General features: G+C 71.8%; 12 protein-coding genes, 1 tRNA gene and 1 pseudogene. 5 read left to right on the forward strand and 9 right to left on the reverse strand.

What is annotated here, in order from left to right:
- Positions 1-880 precede the first annotated feature (880 nt).
- Positions 881-2,551 (forward strand): recombinase family protein, encoded by a 1,671-nt coding sequence (locus ACWEN0_RS37995; protein ID WP_451984689.1) that lies wholly within the window; start codon positions 881-883, stop codon positions 2,549-2,551.
- Here the strand turns inward: ACWEN0_RS37995 and ACWEN0_RS38000 are convergent.
- From ACWEN0_RS38000 to ACWEN0_RS38015, 4 genes are all read right to left on the reverse strand, one after another.
- Positions 2,516-2,599: transfer RNA gene (locus ACWEN0_RS38000), tRNA-Leu, on the reverse strand. The two genes, ACWEN0_RS37995 and ACWEN0_RS38000, sit on opposite strands and share 36 nt — an antisense overlap.
- A gap of 80 nt (positions 2,600-2,679) precedes the next feature.
- The gene (locus ACWEN0_RS38005) at positions 2,680-4,344 is read right to left on the reverse strand and encodes a BTAD domain-containing putative transcriptional regulator (protein ID WP_451984691.1); all 1,665 of its coding nucleotides are present in this window, start codon (positions 4,342-4,344) and stop codon (positions 2,680-2,682) included.
- Positions 4,345-4,372: 28 nt separating this feature from the next.
- Positions 4,373-5,422 carry a CE1758 family FMN-dependent luciferase-like monooxygenase gene (locus ACWEN0_RS38010; protein ID WP_451984693.1) on the reverse strand — a complete coding sequence of 350 codons (1,050 nt, stop codon included), beginning with the start codon at positions 5,420-5,422 and terminating at the stop codon, positions 4,373-4,375.
- Complete coding sequence (locus ACWEN0_RS38015; protein ID WP_451984695.1) at positions 5,422-6,363, reverse strand: NmrA/HSCARG family protein; 942 nt, start codon at positions 6,361-6,363, stop codon at positions 5,422-5,424. The genes ACWEN0_RS38010 and ACWEN0_RS38015 overlap by 1 nt, the downstream gene beginning before the upstream one ends.
- A gap of 166 nt (positions 6,364-6,529) precedes the next feature.
- Between ACWEN0_RS38015 and ACWEN0_RS38020 the strand changes: the two genes are divergently transcribed.
- Positions 6,530-7,300 (forward strand): cellulose-binding domain-containing protein, encoded by a 771-nt coding sequence (locus tag ACWEN0_RS38020; protein WP_451984697.1) that lies wholly within the window; start codon positions 6,530-6,532, stop codon positions 7,298-7,300.
- Here ACWEN0_RS38020 and ACWEN0_RS38025 read toward each other — a convergent pair.
- The 3 genes from ACWEN0_RS38025 to ACWEN0_RS38035 all read right to left on the reverse strand — a co-directional run bounded on the left by ACWEN0_RS38025 (position 7,272) and on the right by ACWEN0_RS38035 (position 9,486).
- Positions 7,272-8,318, reverse strand: coding sequence for a cytochrome P450 (locus ACWEN0_RS38025; protein WP_451985009.1), 1,047 nt, complete (start codon positions 8,316-8,318; stop codon positions 7,272-7,274). The genes ACWEN0_RS38020 and ACWEN0_RS38025 overlap by 29 nt on opposite strands.
- A gap of 65 nt (positions 8,319-8,383) precedes the next feature.
- Positions 8,384-8,503 (reverse strand): tryptorubin family RiPP precursor, encoded by a 120-nt coding sequence (locus ACWEN0_RS38030; RefSeq protein ID WP_451984699.1) that lies wholly within the window; start codon positions 8,501-8,503, stop codon positions 8,384-8,386.
- A 92-nt stretch (positions 8,504-8,595) separates the two neighbouring features.
- Entirely contained in the window at positions 8,596-9,486 is an 891-nt protein-coding gene (locus ACWEN0_RS38035; protein ID WP_451984701.1) for a LysR family transcriptional regulator, read from the reverse strand.
- 99 nt (positions 9,487-9,585) lie between these two features.
- Here ACWEN0_RS38035 and mdlC point away from each other — a divergent pair, with 99 nt between their 5' ends.
- The 3 genes and pseudogenes from mdlC (at position 9,586) to ACWEN0_RS38050 (ending at position 13,820) form a co-directional block, all read left to right on the forward strand.
- A complete protein-coding gene (gene mdlC, locus ACWEN0_RS38040) occupies positions 9,586-11,160 on the forward strand; it encodes a benzoylformate decarboxylase (RefSeq protein ID WP_451984703.1) in 1,575 nt (524 codons plus the stop codon).
- Positions 11,161-11,162: 2 nt separating this feature from the next.
- Positions 11,163-12,591 (forward strand): annotated as a pseudogene (locus ACWEN0_RS38045) (benzaldehyde dehydrogenase).
- An 11-nt stretch (positions 12,592-12,602) separates the two neighbouring features.
- A complete protein-coding gene (locus ACWEN0_RS38050; RefSeq protein ID WP_451984705.1) occupies positions 12,603-13,820 on the forward strand; it encodes an MFS transporter in 1,218 nt (405 codons plus the stop codon).
- Here the strand turns inward: ACWEN0_RS38050 and ACWEN0_RS38055 are convergent.
- Together ACWEN0_RS38055 and ACWEN0_RS38060 are read right to left on the reverse strand one after the other, a co-directional pair.
- The gene (locus ACWEN0_RS38055; protein WP_451984707.1) at positions 13,817-13,996 is read right to left on the reverse strand and encodes a hypothetical protein; all 180 of its coding nucleotides are present in this window, start codon (positions 13,994-13,996) and stop codon (positions 13,817-13,819) included. The two genes, ACWEN0_RS38050 and ACWEN0_RS38055, sit on opposite strands and share 4 nt — an antisense overlap.
- Before the next feature lie 29 nt (positions 13,997-14,025).
- A complete protein-coding gene (locus ACWEN0_RS38060; protein WP_451984709.1) occupies positions 14,026-14,640 on the reverse strand; it encodes an HSP18 transcriptional regulator in 615 nt (204 codons plus the stop codon).
- Between the last annotated feature and the right edge of the window lie 128 nt (positions 14,641-14,768).

Genomic DNA, 14,768 nt, shown 5'->3' on the forward strand with positions numbered 1-14,768 from the left:
GGACGCGTTTAGGGGTTGACGGCACTTCGTTAGCACTTCTGGTCGACATTCACTCGATGGTGTCTGATGAGATCGCCGGCGCCCGACTCACGACCACGCCGTAGTTGATCCACTCGACCGAGCGAGAGGCGAACCTGTCGTCGCCTGAAATCCAATCGATCCTGTCCTGGGTGCCGTCGGCGGCGCCGAATGTTGGCGATTCTCGGCGACGGCAATCGGAGGTAAAAGCACCGAAGCTACCCCTCCGGAAAGGAACCTGCGCCCACGACCTGCAGAAGTACATGTTTCACCAGGTCAAGCCATGTGCCGCACTTCCCTGACACGGAAGAGGTCCCAGGTAGCGATAGCTACCTCCCACCAGCTGAACACGCAGGTCAGAGGCCCAGTTCGTCGTTGCGGGGAGCACGAGGCTTTCGTGGTCGGATGGCAACGAAACGGCGATGCTTCTCGACTGGTGCCACCCAGCCAGCCCTTTGGCGGCATCGTCGAACTAGATGACCTTTGCAAAATTGGTCTCGTGGTGTCTCCTCGTAGGTCATTGAGCGGAGTTGGTCGTCGAGACGCGCTCCGTTGAAGTCGACCTGAGCGGGTACTTCCCCTCTGGCCGCTACGACGGTGTCGTGGACGATCCGTGCACACCAACCAGGCCTGGGGCGACCATGACGATTCCGCCGAACACCTCTCCGCGATCAAGCGCGGCAACCCATCGCTCGCGACCACCGGCACGCCAGGACAACGCTGGTAGTCGGCCTCGATCTGACCGTCGACGCCCCGATGTCGCACCCGCAGTGCTGCTCCCGACGTCCCCGCCGACGCTGTCGCAGGGCGCCGCCGGCGCCCTGCTACGGCTGCTCCTCGACGCGGACAAGGCGGCCTGACTATGCGGTTCGCGTTCTACGGCCGGGTTTCCACCGAAGACCAGCAGGACCCCGAGGCGTCGCGGAACTGGCAACTGGCCCGAGCGCAGGCGCTCGTCCACAAGCACGGCGAGATCGTCGCCGAGTACTTCGACATCGGACAATCCCGCTCGATCCCCTGGAAACGCCGGCCCGAGGCGACCCGGCTGCTCGCGGCGATGCGCGACCCCGACCGCGGATTCGACGCCGTCGTCATCGGCGAACCGCAACGCGCTTTCTACGGCAACCAGTACGGCCTGACCTTCCCCGTCCTCGTCCACTACGGGGTCGGCCTGTGGGTGCCCGAGGTCGGCGGCGCGATCGAGCCGGAATCCGAAGCCCACGACCTCGTCATGTCCGTCTTCGGCGGGATGAGCAAGGGCGAACGCAACCGGATCAAGATCCGCGTCCGGGCCGCCATGGCCGCCCAAGCCTCCGTCGAAGGACGGTTCCTCGGCGGCCGGCCGCCCTACGGCTACCGGCTCGCCGACGCCGGACCACACCCCAACCCGGCCAAAGCCGCTGAAGGCAAACGGTTGCACCGGCTCGAACCCGACCCCGCGACCGCGCCGGTCGTGCAGCGCATCTACGCCGAATACATCGGCGGCCGCGGGAAATTCGCCATCGCCGAAGCACTCACCCAGGACGGCATCCTCTCCCCCTCGAGCAACGACCCCGCCCGCAACCGGCACCGCACCGGCGTCGCCTGGGCTAAAGGCGCCGTCGGGGTCATCCTGACCAACCCCCGCTACACCGGCAGGCAGGTCTGGAACAAGCAGCGCAAGGACGAAGTCCTCATCGACGTCGAGGACGTCGGCCTGGGCCACGAGACCAAGATGCGCTGGAACGCCCGCGACAAGTGGATCTTCTCCGAACAGATCGTCCACGAGCCGATCATCGACGTCGAAACCTTCCAACGCGCGCAGGAGATCGCCGCCGCCAAGGGCGCCGGCCGCAAGACCCGGGAACGGACCCGCACCCGCCACCCCTACGTCCTCAGCGGCCTGCTGCACTGCGGCGTCTGCAACCGCCGGATGCAGGGCCAGCGCAACCACGAACGGCCGTTCTACCGCTGCCGCTACCCCACCGAATACGGCCTGGCGAACAAGACCGAACACCCCCGCAACGTCTACCTCGCCGAACGCGACCTCCTCGGCCCCATCGACACCTGGCTGGCGACCAGCTTCGCGCCGCACCGGATCCACGAGACCATCGACGCCCTCTATGCCGCACAGCCGGAGCTCGACGTCGATCCCGCCGCAGCAGCGGCCGAGAAACTCGTCGCCGAATGCGACCGCGCCCTGGAACGCCACCGCGCCGCACTCGAAGCCGGAGCCGACGTCCAGCTGGTCACCGGGTGGATCACCGAGACCCAGGCACGACGGGTGGAAGCGAAGGCACGCGTGAGGGTGAAGCCGAAGGCGGAGCGGCTCAGCAAAGACCAGATCCGCGACCTCGTTGAGCAGCTCGGCGACATCCGGAAGGTACTGGCCGCGGCCGACCCCATCCGCAAACGCGAGGTCTACCGCCAGCTACAGCTGCAGGCCACCTACCACCCCGGTAAACGACAAGTGCGGATCGAGGCTAATCTCGATCCGCACATGTGGGGTTATGGTAAGTGTCCGAGGGGGGACTTGAACCCCCACGCCCGTTAAGGGCACTAGCACCTCAAGCTAGCGCGTCTGCCATTCCGCCACTCGGACCTGCTGAAGAAAGAGTATACGGCGCCCCGTTGGCCTTGTTCAGGGGGGTCTGGATCCGATGCCTTCGGGGTCTGGGATGATCAGCTGTTCTGCATCGATTCAGCTACCTGACCGCGGGCGAAGGTGCGGAGGGGCTCCTGGTAGCCGTAGCGGTCTGGGCCTGCTGGTTCCAGCAGGTGGGCGTCCACCAGGGACTCCAGCAGCATTGCCGTTTCGGTCAAGGGGAGGCTTAGGGTCTCGGAGGCCGATGCCACCGAGAAGTCCGGGTCGGCCCAGGCCAGGGTGGTGAACGCTCGGGCCTGGGGTGGGGTCAGCTCGGCCAGGACCGACTCGTACGGCTTCTCGATCGCGCCGCACTCCGGGGGTGTCACCGGGGCGCCCGGGGCCGGGCGGCCCAGGCGCTGCAGGGCCGTCGCCATCGTCCAGTCCGGGCGGGATGCCAGACGCGCTCCCACCGCCTGGACCACCTGGGGGAAGCCTGCCGTCCGGGTGGCCAGTTCTCGCGTCTCCGCCGGCTCGGCCGCCACCCGGGCCGGGCCGACCAGGTGGCCCAGCAGGGTTAGGGAGTCCGGGACGCTCAGGCCGCTCAGTTTGGTCCAGTGGGCGTGTGACAGGCCGTACAGGCGCCGGCGGGCTGTGATCACTACGGCTGAACCGCCCGCGGACGGGAGCAAGGGGGCTACCTCGTCGGCCGTGCGGGCGTTGTCCAGGACGGTCAGCAGGCTGAGCGTTGACGTGCGGGTCCGCCACAGCGCCGCGCGCTCGCTCGGGGACTCCGGGAGGCTCTGCACCCCGATCCCCCGCAGCAGCTCCGACAGCGGGTCCGCCGACGCCGACAGGTCCAGGAACAGCTGGCCGTCCGGGAAAGCCGCCGCCACGCCGTGGCCGATGTGGACGGCCAGCGTCGTCTTGCCGATTGCCGCCAGGCCCTCGATGCCCACCACCGGGACTCGGGCTGCGGACGGCGAAAGGGCTGCGGAGAGGGTCGCCGTCTCCGATGTGCGGCCGACGAACTCCGGGAGGTCCGGGGGTAGCTGGGTCGGGCGCGCCACCGGCGTCAAGGACGGGTCGGCCGCGAGGATGCGGCGTTGCATCTCCCGCAGCTCGGGGCCGGGGTACAGGCCCAGCTCCGCCTCCAGCAGGCGCTGTGCCTCCGCGAAGACTTCCAGGGCCTCGGCTTGGCGTCCTGCGCGGTACAGCGCCAGCATCAGCAGCTCGCGGGGACGTTCGCGCAGTGGGTGTTCGGTGATCAGGTCCGTCAGCTCGGTGATCGCGGGCCTGCCCGCCTCGATGTCCGCGGCGGCCAGGTTCTCGCGGGCCGTCAGGCGCAACTGCTCCAGGCGGACGCGCTCCGCCTCGAAGCCGTTCAGGCCTGCCAGCGGGGTCCCGTGCCACAGCTGCAGGGCCTCGCGCAGAGCAGAAGCCGTGCCCGTGGTAGCCAGGCGCTGGAACTCCGTGACGTCCAAGGCGTCGACGCGCAGGGCGTATCCGCCGCCGATCGACTCGATCGGGACGCCCGCGTGGCGCAGACGGGACACGTACGAGCGGACCATGCCGGCCGCCGCCCTCGGTTCGGCGCCGCTCCACAGGGCCGAGACCAGCTGGGCCGGGGACAGCGGGGTGCCCTCCTGCAGGAGCAACGCCGCCAGCGCCGCGCGTTGCTGGGGCGGGCCCACCTCGACCTCGGCGTCGCCGCGCCACGCGCGGACCGGGCCCAGCACTTCGAACCGCATCGCATCGGTCACGCACAGCGCAACCCGCCACCGGGGACGGCTATTCCGGCGGGCCGGCCGGGACGTGCGCCGGGCGCAGCCGCTCGAACTCCTTCCGCAGCACCGGGACCACCTCCGCGCCCAGCAGGTCGATCTGGTCCAGGGCCGCCGCGTGCGGCAGGCCCATGCCGTCGACGTTGAACAGCTGGCGCTGGTAGTCGCCGAAGTCCTCGCGGAAGCGCAGCGTGCGGTCGATGACCTGCTGCGGGCTGCCGACCGCCAGCGGCGTCTGCGCCATCGTCTCCTCGAGCGACGGCCCGTGGCCGTAGATCGGCGAGCGGTCGAAGTACGGCCGGAACTCGGCGATCGCGTCCTGGGAGCGGCGCCGCATGAACACCTGGCCGCCGAGACCGACGATCGCCCGGTCGGCCGGGCCGTGGCCGTGGTGCTCGAACCGTTCGCGGTACAACGCGATCATCCGCCGGGTGTGCTCGGGCGGCCAGAAGATGTTGTTGTGGAAGAACCCATCGCCGTAGAAGGCCGCCTGCTCGGCGATCTGCGGGCTGCGGATCGACCCGTGCCAGACGAACGGCGGCACGCCGTCCAGCGGCCGGGGCGTCGAGGTGAACCCCTGCAACGGCGTCCGGAACCGGCCCGACCAGTCCACGACCTCCTCGCGCCACAGCCGCCGCAGCAGCGCGTAGTTCTCGACGGCCAGGGCGATCCCGTCGCGGATGTCCTTGCCGAACCACGGGTAGACCGGCCCGGTGTTGCCGCGGCCGAGCATCAGGTCGAGCCGGCCGTCCGCGAGGTGCTGCAGCATCGCGTAGTCCTCGGCGATCTTCACCGGGTCGTTCGTGGTGATCAGGGTCGTCGACGTCGACAGCGTGATCCGGCTCGTGCGCGCCGCGACGAACCCCAGGAGCGTGGTCGGCGACGACGGCACGAACGGCGGGTTGTGGTGCTCCCCCGTCGCGTAGACGTCGAGGCCGGCTTCCTCGGCGCGGACGGCCATCTCGACCATGCGCTTGATGCGCTCGTGCTCGGTCGGCGCCCGCCCCGTCGCGGGGTCGGGGGCGATGTCCCCGACCCCGAAGATCCCGAACTGCATCACAGCCCCTTGAAGGCGTCTCGGTGCGCGGCGAGCCAGGTCGCGAAGTCCTGCAGCCGCGGGTTCAGCTTCCGCACCGCCTCCGGGTCGCGCGCGCCGGCGAACGCGCTTTCGTGCTCGGCGTAGTAGAAGAACATGTTCGCCAGGTCGTCGGCGCCGGGTGCGCCGGACGAGCGCACCGCCTCGACGTCCAGCGGCCGGTAGACGACCTCGGTGCCGAGCTCCTTCGCGAACGCCGCCGCGTACTCCTCGCCGGTCAGGTTCTCGCCGGAGATGCTGATCGTCTCGCCGACCAGGGACAGGCCCTGCGCGAAGACGCCGAACGCGGTCCGCCCGATGTCTTCGGCGGCGATGCCCGGCAGGCGGCCGGCCGCCATCGGCAGGTGCAGCGCGAGGACGCCGTCCTCGTCGCGGACCGGGCGGAAGAAGTCCGCGAAGGCCTCGAAGTAGAAGGTCGTCGAGAGGAACGTCGCCGGCACGCCCGCCTCGACGAAGAACGCCTCGGCCTCGGCTTTGCTGTCGAAGTGCGGGACCTTGTAGTGCTCGTGCAGCGTCGGCACGCGGTCGTCGCGCAGGTGCAGGCGGGTGTCGGGCAGGGTCGACCAGATCACGTGCCGCAGCCCGGCGGCCTTCGCGGCCGCGGCCATCGCGCGGGCCTGCTGCTGCTCGCGCTCGACGGAGTTGTACTCCCAGAACGCCGTGACCAAGTACGCGCCGTACGCGCCTTCGAACGCCTTCGTCAGGCTCGCTTCGTCGTCCAGGTCGGCGGACACGACTTCGGCGCCCCGGGCGGCGAGCTCGCGCGCGGCCGCGGAGTCCGGGTTGCGGGTGAGAGCGCGTAGTGCGAAGCGGCCGTCCGGGTCGTCGAGGATCGCGCGGGCCACCCCGCCGCCCTGCTGCCCGGTCGCGCCGACGACAGCGATGATCTTCTTGTCGGACATCGGTTCCCTCCTGGGTTCCGGGCCGGCTGCTCCGGCCACGGCTCCAGGTAACCGCGGCGGTGTCTGCGTCTTGTGCACACCGGGTGCACGCGCCGTGCACGCGGTTTACAAGACCGCCGCGGATTCCTAGGATTCGCCGGTCGGGCCGCAGAACGGGAGGTTCCGGATGGCGCGCGCCGATCGGCGGCGGGACGACGAGATCTCCGTCGCCGAGCTGCTCCGGGAGACCGGGGCGACGCCGCGATCGCTCGGCGGGCCTGCCGAAACCGGGCCGGTTCGCGAGGAAGACACCGGCGACGGCTACCGGGAGCGGCTCGAGCAACGGGCCCGCGAAGCCGCGGCGGACCAGCAACGCGCGGGACGGCGGATCCGGTGGTTCTCGGCGTTCGCCGGCGCCGTCGTGGTGCTGGGCAGCCTGGTGCTCATCGCGGTCACGTCCGAAAGCTCCCCCGGACGGCAGGCGGCCGTGCTCCCGGACTCGCTCGCGCCCGCGACGACCCCGCGGCCGACGACGCCCACCTCGGCCCGGCCGAGCCCGACGCCGATCCCGACCGTGCTGCGGCAGACGTCGTCGGCCGCGCCGCCACCCCCGGCCACGACCGAGCCGCCGAAGGCCGCGACGTGCGCGGTCCGGTTCACCGTGCAGGACCAGTGGAACGACGGCTTCACCGCCGAGGTCGCCATCACCAACAAGGGCACCGCGACGCTTTCGCCGTGGACGCTCACCTGGACGTTCCCCGCGGGCCAGCGGGTCACCCACGGCTGGGACGGCCGCTACGACCAGAGCGGCGCCCGGGTCACCGTGACCGCGGAGTCGTGGAACACCACCCTCGCGCCGGGCGCGACCGTCACGACCGGCTTGAACGGCGCCTTCGACCGCGGGAACCCGCAGCCCGGCGGGTTCACCCTCAACGGCTCCCGCTGCGACGCGACCTGACGACCTTCACGTCGGCCAGCTCCAGCAGGCCGTCGAGCTCGACGTGTGCGCGGGGGCGGCGCGGGTCGGGCACCAGCCCTTCGGCGCGGACGACGTCGAGCAGGCGGCTCGCCAGCGGCAGCACCAGGTGCCGGCCCCAGCAGCGCTCACTGGCGTGCCCGAACGGCAGGTAACCGGGGTGGCGGTCGGCGTCGAGCCCGGCCCAGCGCCGCGGGCGCCACTCGTCCGGCGCGTCCCACAGCTTCGGGGAGCGGTGGCTCAGCAGCGGCAGCAGCAGGAGATCGTCGCCCGCGGTGATGCGGGCGTCCACCTCGGCGTACTCCGGCGAACGCACGCGCAGGATGTTCCACGAGGGCGGCAGCAGCCGGAGTGCCTCGTTCAGGACGTGCTCGTTCGGGACGTCGTCGTCGAACGGCGCGCCGAGCCACACGGCGTTGGTCACCAGCGCGGCGACGGTGAAGCAGATCGGCGCGGCGACGCGGCGGTAGAGGTACATCCGGAAGCGCCGTTCGGCCAGGGTCTCGGCGGCCAGGACCTGCCGGGCGAGCGTCGACAGCTCGGCGTCCGGCGCCGGACGGCTGGCCAGCGCGGCCCCGGCGGCGACGGCCGACCAGGTCAGCTTCGGCGTCAGCTCCAGGCGGCGGTCGACGAGCACGCGGAACCGGCGCGTCTCGGGCCCGAAGACGAACCGGCGCAGGTAGTCGTGCGGCACGGCCGGCCACGCACCGGTGAGGTCGGGTGTGTCGGCAGGCCGCTTCAAGGCGGCCCGGACGTCGGCGCCGAGTGCCTGCATCAACGAGGCCGATTCGGCGCGGGTCACCGCGCGGCCCAGCACCGGCTTGAAGGTCGGCCGTTCTTCGGCGTTGGCCGGGCGGGCGCGCAGGACGGCGTCCATCAGCTCCGGGTCCGCGATCCCGACGGTGTCCGGTTCGAGCCGGAACAGGCCGCCGTCACCGTGGTCACGCAGCAGGTCTTCCAGGCGGGGCGCGAAGACGACCTCGCGGTGGGCGGGGGCCATGACCACGTTCGGCACTCCTCCGGGGGGGAACGGGCCGGTCCCGGTGACCGGGACCGGCCGCGCGATCAGATCCAGCCGTACCAGGCGTACGCCTTCAGGCTCTTCTTGGGAAGCGCTTTCTTGACCAGGCGGACGAGCCTCACCGGATTCCTCCCTAGCTCGGGTGTCAGGACCGTGACCGACATTAGGCAGCGCGGGATCCGTTCGGCACGAAGCACTACACGTTCGGCCCAGATCTTTCGGCGTGAAATGGGCGCGAGGAAAAATGTGTGTTAAATCAGCCGAGCACTTCGCGCATGAATGTCACCAGCCACTGCTGCGCGGGGCTGCGCGCGTGCGTGTGGCGCGTGTACACCGACACCTGCGCCGGCTCGACGTCCATGGGCAGCTCGAACAGCCGCACCCGGTGCTCGGCCGCGAACACCTCCGCCACCAGGCGCGGCACCATCGCCACCAGCTCACCGTCCTGGACCAGGTACGGCAGGGCCGCGAAGCGGGTCACCTCCAGGACCACCCGGTCCAGCAGACCGCGGCCCTCCAGGGCGCGGCGGGGGCCGTCGTGGCCGGTCGGGCCGAACACCGTCACGTGCCGCTCCGCCGCCAGCTCGTCGAACGAGACCTGCGCCCCCAGCCGCGGGTGGTCGAGCGCGACCATCCCCAGGTAGCCCTCCGAGAACAGCGGGACCCGCGCGACGCGCTGGGAGCTGATCAGCGGGGACGCGATGAACGCGTCGATCTCGCCGCGGCCCAGCTGGTCGGCCGCGCGGTCGACGTCGAGCGGCCGGACGGTCAGCGTGACGCCGGGCGCCCGGGCGGGCAGCGCCGCCATCAGGCGCGGCAGCAGCGAGATCTCCCCCAGGTCGGACAGGCAGAGCGTGAACGCCGCCCGGGCCGTCGACGGGTCGAACGTCCACGCGCCGCTGACCGCCGTTTCGATGCCCGACAACGCGCTGTGCAGGGGTTCGTAGAGCGCGCGGGCCGTGGTCGTGGGCACCAGGCCGCCGCCGGTGCGGCGGAAGAGCTCGTCGGAGAACCGGCGCCGCAGCTTCTGCAGGCTGTAGCTGATCGTCGGCTGGGTGACGTGCAGGGACTCGGCCGTCGCGGTCACGCTGCGCGTCTCGTAGAGCAGCACGAACGTGCGGACCAGGTTCAGGTCGAAATCGCGCATCATCGATCCCATCTATGAACGCCTGAGTCAACATTTATTGGAACACAGACGGGTGCGCTCCTTAGGGTCTGGGCCAACCCGCACGAGGAGGACCCGCGCATGCCCACCGCCCGCCGGCTCGCCCACGAGTTCCTGGACCGCCGTGGCCTGACCACGATCTTCGGCAACCCCGGGTCGAACGAGCTGCCGTTCCTCGCCGGGCTCCCCCGGGACTTCCGCTACGTCCTCGGCCTGCACGAGGGCGCCGTCGTCGGGATGGCCGACGGGTACGCCCAGGCGACCGGCCGCCCGGTGCTGGTCAACCTGCACGCCGCGGCCGGCTCGGGCAACGCGATGGGCGCGCTGACCAACGCCGTCTACTCGCGCTCTCCCCTGGTCCTCACCGCCGGCCAGCAGGTGCGCGCGGCCATCGGCATGGAGGCGATGCTCGCCAACGTCGACGCGACGCAGCTGATGCGCCCGCTCGTCGGCTGGTCCGGCGAGCCGAGCTGCGCCGGCGACGTGCCGCGGTCGCTCGCGCAGGCCGTTTTCGAGGCCGAGCTGCACCGGCGCCCGACCTACCTGTCGGTGCCCTACGACGACTGGGCCGCCGAACTGGACGCCACCGCGGCCGTCACCCTGGACCGGAACGTCCAAAGAGGACTGACGCCGTCCGCGGCGCAGCTCGACGACCTCGCCGACGCCGTTGCCGCGGCGAAGAACCCCGCGCTCGTCCTCGGCGGCGACCTCGACTCCCTCGGCCTGTTCGACCGGGCCGTCGCCCTCGCCGAGCACCTCGGCCTGCCGACCTGGGTGGCGCCGTCGCCGCACCGGCTGCCCTTCCCCAACCGGCACCGGCTCTTCCGCGGTGTGCTGCCGGCCGGCATCGCGCCCGTCTCGGCCGCGCTGACCGGCCACGACCTCGTGCTGGTCCTCGGCGCGCCCGTCTTCCGGTACCACCAGTACGTTCCCGGCGCGTACCTGCCGGAGGGGACGCGGCTGGTGCAGGTGACCGACGACTTCGGTGCGGCGGCCCGCGCGCCCATGGGCGAGGCGCTGGTCGCCGACCCGGCGCCGGTGATCCAGGCGCTCCTCGCCAAGGTGCCCGCCCGGACGGCGGCAGGCGGCCACCTCGAGAACCCGGAGCCCGAGACCGGCGACCACGCGCTGCACCCGGAGCAGGTCTTCGCCGCCCTCCGCGACACGCAACCGGACGACACCCGGTACGTCGTCGAATCGACGTCGACGAACTCGGCGTGGTGGCGGCAGATGGACCTGCGCCGCGAGGGCTCGTACTTCTTCCCCGCGGCCGGCGGGCTCGGCTTCGGCCTGCCCGCCGCGGTCGGCGTGGCGATGGGCAGCCCGGACCGCCCGGTGGTCGGCGTGATCGGCGACGGCTCGGCCAACTACGGCATCACGGCGCTGTGGACCGCGGCGCACTACCGCGTCCCGGTGACGTTCGTGATCCTGCGCAACGGCGTCTACGGCGCGCTGCGGTGGTTCGGCGAGCTGCTCGGGACACCGGACGTGCCGGGCACCGAGATCCCGGGCCTCGACTTCACGGCCATCGCGGCCGGTTACGGCGTCCCCGCGACCGCCGTCACCGACCTCGACCACCTGCGCACCGAACTCAAGACGACCTCGGACGGCCCGCGGCTGCTCCAGGTCGACACGGAACCGACCACACCGGAGTGATCATGACCCTGCTCGAAGACGAGTTCACCAGCGGCACCGGCGGGACCCACCCGGTCGTCGAACCGGCCACCGGGGAAACCCTGGGCCACGTCGGCGTCGCGACTCCGGACGACGTCGCCGCCGCGGCCCGCGCCGCCGCGGAGGCCCAGCGCGACTGGGCCCGGCGCAAGCCCGCCGAGCGCGCCGCGGTGCTGCGCCGCGCCGGCGAGCTGTGGGAGGCCCACGCCGCCGAGGTGCAGGACTGGATCGTGCGCGAAGCCGGTTCGACGCGCCCGAAGGCCGGGATCGAGACGGAGATGGCGGCCGGGATCTGCTTCGAAGCCGCGGCCCTGCCGACCCACCCGCGCGGCGAGGTGCTGAGCACCGGCGAACCGCGCTGGTCGCTCGCCCGGCGCGTCCCGGCCGGCGTGGTTTCGGTGATCTCACCGTTCAACTTCCCGCTGATCCTGGCGATCCGGTCGGTCGCGCCGGCCCTCGCGCTCGGCAACGCCGTGCTGCTCAAGCCGGACCTGCGCACGGCGGTGTCCGGTGGGGTGAGCATCGTGCGCGTCTTCGAAGAGGCCGGACTGCCGGACGGCCTGCTGCACCTGCTGCCCGGCGACGCCGGCGTCGGCGCCGCGGTGGTCGACGCGCCGGAGGTGTCGGTCGTGTCGTTCACCGGCTCGACGGCGGCCGGGCGCAAGGTCGGCGAAGCCGCCGCGCGGGCGCTCAAGCGGGTCCACCTGGAGCTCGGCGGGAACAACGCGCTCGTCGTGCTGCCGGGCGCCGACGTCGCCAAGGCCGCCTCCGCCGGCGCGTTCGGCTCGTTCCTGCACCAGGGCCAGATCTGCATGACCACCGGCCGCCACCTGGTGCACGAGTCCCAAGTGGACGAATACGTCGAGGCCCTGGCGGAGAAGGCGCGGCGGCTCCCCGTCGGCAACCCGGCCACCGAGGAGGTCGCGCTCGGCCCCATTCATCGACGACCGGCAGCTCGCGCACGTCACCGACGTCGTCGACCGCGGTGTCGCGGCCGGCGCCCAGGTGGTGGCCGGTGGCAAGCCGGACGCGCCGTTCTACCCGCCGACCGTCCTCTTCGGACTGTCCGAGGAGAACCCCGCGTGGCGCGAAGAGATCTTCGGCCCGGTCGCGCCGGTGCGCGCCTACCGCGATCTGGACGAGGCCGCGCGGACCGTCAACGACTCCGAGTACGGCCTGTCGGTCGGCATCCTCGGCGACGTCGGCACCGCGATGACCCTGGCCGACGAGGTCCGCTCGGGCAAGGTGCACATCAACGAGCAGACCGTCGGCGACGAGCCCACCGCCCCGTTCGGCGGCGTCGGCGACTCCGGCAACGGCTCCCGCTTCGGCGGCGCGCAGGCCAACATCGAGGCCTTCACCGAGACCCAGTGGCTGACCGTCCGCGCGGACATCGCGGGCTACCCCTTCTAAGGAGCACGGCAATGACGACGTCTCCCGCCCGTCCGATGTGGACGGCGGTCCTCTGCTGGCTGACCGTCCTGCTCGAGGGCTACGACCTGGTCGCCCTCGGCGCCACCATCCCGACCCTGCTGAAGAGCCACTACCTCGGCTTCACCGCGGCCGGCGCGACGCTGGTCGCCACGGTCTCGCTCGTCGGGGTCGCCGTCGGCGCCGCGTTCCTCGGCCCGGTCACCGACCGGTTCGGCCGGCGCGGCATGCTCATCGGCTCGGTGCTGCTGTTCTCGCTCTTCACGCTGCTCACCCCGCTGGCGCCGAACGTCGCGACGTTCGGGGTCTTCCGGTTCGCCGCCGGCCTCGGCCTCGGCGCGTGCATGCCGGTGGCGCTCACGGTGATGTCGGAGAACCTGCCCGCGAGCCGCCGCGCCAGCGCGAGCACGTTCACCATGACCGGCTACCACGTCGGCGCCGTGCTGACGTCGATCCTGGCCCTGGCGGTGAAGGGCGACTGGCACTGGCTGTTCTACGGCGGCGGCGTCGTCGGGCTGCTGGCCGTGCCGCTGATGTGGTGGCGCCTGCCCGAATCGGCCGCCTACCTCGCCGCTCGCGAAGACGCCGAGCGCGTCGGGCTCCGCGACCTGCTGGGCACCCGGTTCCGGCGGATCAGCATCGCGGTGTGGACCGGCTCGTTCATGGGACTGCTGCTGGTCTACGGGCTCAACACCTGGCTGCCCCAGTTGATGCGCACCGCGGGCTACCCGATCTCGACGTCGATCACGCTGCTGCTGGTGCTCAACATCGGCGCGGTGCTCGGGCTGGTGCTGGCCGGCACGATCGCCGACCGGTTCGGCATCCGGCCGATCGCCCGGATCTGGTTCGGGGCGGGGGCGGTGCTGCTCGCGGCGCTGAGCCTCAAGATCGGGAACGCGTTCGTGCTCAACGCGGTCGTGCTGCTCACCGGCGTGTTCGTGTTCTCCGCGCAGGTGCTGATCTACGGGTACGTCGCGCAGGCGTTCCCCGCGCAAGCCCGGGGCACCGCGCTCGGCCTGACGTCCGCGGTGGGACGGCTCGGCTCGATCCTCGGGCCGTTCGTCACCGGCGCACTGGTCACCGCCGGCGTCGCCTACCCGTGGGGTTTCTACTTCTTCGCCGTCGTGGCCGCGCTCGGGCTGGTCGCCGTGCTGTGGCTGCGCGGTGGGCGGCCGGCGGAAGCACCGTTGACGTCGGTTTCGGCCGGCTAGGCCGTTTCCTCCTGGCGGCGCCGCATCGTGGGCTCGGGAGCCTCGGTGCGGCGGTCGGACTCCCGCAGCACCTCGCGGGCCTGGCCCTCGGGGTCGGCGCTGTCGGCCGCCTGCTCTTCGGGCAGCAGTTCGGCGCGGGTCTCCGTCCGGTCGGGAATCTCGTCGTGCTCGTCCATGAACGCGACGTACCCGTTCTCGGGCGGTCTCAGACACTCCCCTTGGGACGGCGGTTGCCGGCCGCGGCGCGGCGGAGCCGGTCGGTCTCGTCGGCGATCTCGCCCAGCTGGTCGGCCAGCCCGGCGTGGTCGCCGGTGAGGTGCGTCCGGGCCGCCGCCAGCGGCGGGAGCAGCGTCGCCGGGTCGTCGTCACCCAAGGCCGCACTGAGCCGGTCCGCGTTCTCCTGGGCCGCCGGGCCCAGCCCGTCGAGCTCGCTCACCCGCCCGGCCAGGCGGCGCAGGATCGCGGAGTTGCGCCGCGCCCAGTCGGCGACCGCCCGGTCACCCGCGCGGCGGTCGCGCTCCGCGTCGACCCGGGCCTCGCCCGTCGTCTCGCCCGTTCCCGAAGGCTGAAGCCGCAGGTAGCGGCGTTCGGCAGCTTGACGGCTCGCCACGCCCAATGCCGGGGCCAGCGCCACCCAGCTGGCGCCCGCCGCGCGCGCCGCGGTGATCAGCTCCGGTTCCCAGCCGGCCAGCTCCTCCCGCAGCACGCGGAGGCCGCCCAGCGCGTCCAGCAGCTGGTTCCGGCCGGCGGTGCCGGTGCGAGCGGCCGCGATCACCTCGTGAATCCGGCGTAACCCGTCCGCGGGGTCCGTATGGTGCATTCGTCATCCTTTCGATGACCTGACACTTGTCGTCATTCGGATGACATGCTAGAACAGGAACGCGTGTTCACACCAGTGTCGTCCCGTCCCCTGGAGGTGCAGCCCGATGGTGAACCCGATGATCCCGG

It is taken from the genome of Amycolatopsis sp. NPDC004378, assembly GCF_053602455.1.